Here is a 1,535-nt window from a genome sequence, read left to right on the forward strand (position 1 = left end):
GACAGACACTATGACCCAATCCGAGGGCACGGAAACGACAGGAGCCCCCGCTCGTGACCGCGGGTCGGGGCTGCGACAATGTTGTTGAAGTGCCAGAGGCGCAGCCGCGCCGCAACGAGGTTGGGAGGCTCCCGTGCCTAGATATTCTACCGCCTTCGGAATGGACGTACACCTCAGGTCCACCACCGTCTGCGCGCTCGACGCGGAGACGGGCGAGGCCGTGACGAGGAGGTTCCGCGGCAACCCCTGGGGCGAGGTCGCGGAGTGGATGTCGGGCTTCCCGGGCCCGTCGCTCGCCGCCTACGAGAGCGGCTACCTCGGCTTCGCCCCGCAGAGGGAGCTCTCCGGGCTCGGCGTCGACTGCGTCGTCGCGGCCGTCTCCAGGGTCCCGAGGTCGGCGGCAGACCTCTCGTCCAAGAACGACCGCAACGACGCGGCCAGGATGGCCAAGGCGATACTGTCGCACGACGTCACCCCGGTATGGGTGCCGTCCCCCGAGATCGAGGGGCTCAGGGACCTCGCCGCCGCCCACGACGCGGCGACCGCGAGGCTCGCGGCGGCGAAGCAGCGGCTCCTGGCGTTCCTGGCCCGCCGGGGCTACGCCTACGGCGGCACGACGCCGGCCGGAAACCCCCGGAGGTACTGGACGTACGACTTCCTCAGGTGGCTCGACAAGGTCCGGCCCGCCGACGACGGCGGCATCCGGGCGCTTGCGGCGCTGAGGAGCGAGGTCGAGGCGGCCGCCGAGACGCGCGACGACCTCCTCGCCGAGTACAGGGCCGCCGTCGCGGCGGGCCCCCTCTCGGCGGAGGTCGAGGCGCTCCAGTCGATCAAGGGGTGCGGCTTCGCGCTCGCCGCCGCCTTCGCGTCCGAGGTCGGCGACTTCTCGAGGTTCCGCTCCGGCAGGCAGGTGACGGCCTACTTCGGCCTCGCCCCGAAGCAGAGGTCGAGCGCGGACTCCGTGCGCCTCGGCGGGATCAGCGGGGCCGGCAACGCGCTCGTCAGGAAGCTGGCGGTCGAGGGGTCCTGGTGCTACGCCCAGGCCGGCCACCAGCCGAAGCTGATGCCCAAGGGCTCCGGAGTCCCGCTCGAGATAAGGATGCACGGGAGGAAGGGGTCCGAGCGCCTGCTCCGGCGCCGCGAGGAGATGATCGCGAGGGGCATGCCCCAGGCGAAGGCGAACGCCGCCACCGCCGCCGAGCTCGTGAGGTGGCTGTGGGCCCTCGGCGCGATGTGCCGGGAGGCCGGCGAATAGACATAGCCCCCGTCCCGGCGAGCCGGGCAGCCTTCGGGGACACCCCCGTTCTCGCTGTGCGCGCGGCGGCCGCCGCATCCGCGTCGACAGACTTGGGGAGCCCCGCCGAAGGAGAGGATTGCGGGCCGCCGGAGCGGTATCCGCGGATATGAGACTGAGCCGAAGGCGTCGACGACATGCCGGGGGCGGACCGGGACGGGTTCAACGGCAGGCCCCGCCGACCGATTGCAAGCGGTCGGCGGGGCCATTGTGGCTCTTGACAGCGGATTGGGTCATATGA

At 71.7% G+C, this 1,535-nt stretch carries 1 protein-coding gene; it reads left to right on the forward strand.

Translation table 11 applies throughout. From position 1 onward, the window contains the following. Positions 1 to 133 precede the first annotated feature (133 nt). On the forward strand, positions 134 to 1,255 hold the full coding sequence (locus AB5202_RS09950) for an IS110 family RNA-guided transposase (RefSeq protein WP_368147525.1): 1,122 nt from the start codon (positions 134 to 136) through the stop codon (positions 1,253 to 1,255). Positions 1,256 to 1,535: the final 280 nt, after the last annotated feature.

The sequence above is a fragment of the Collinsella aerofaciens genome (assembly GCF_040915545.1).
GTDB classification, from domain to species: domain Bacteria; phylum Actinomycetota; class Coriobacteriia; order Coriobacteriales; family Coriobacteriaceae; genus Collinsella; species Collinsella aerofaciens_BE.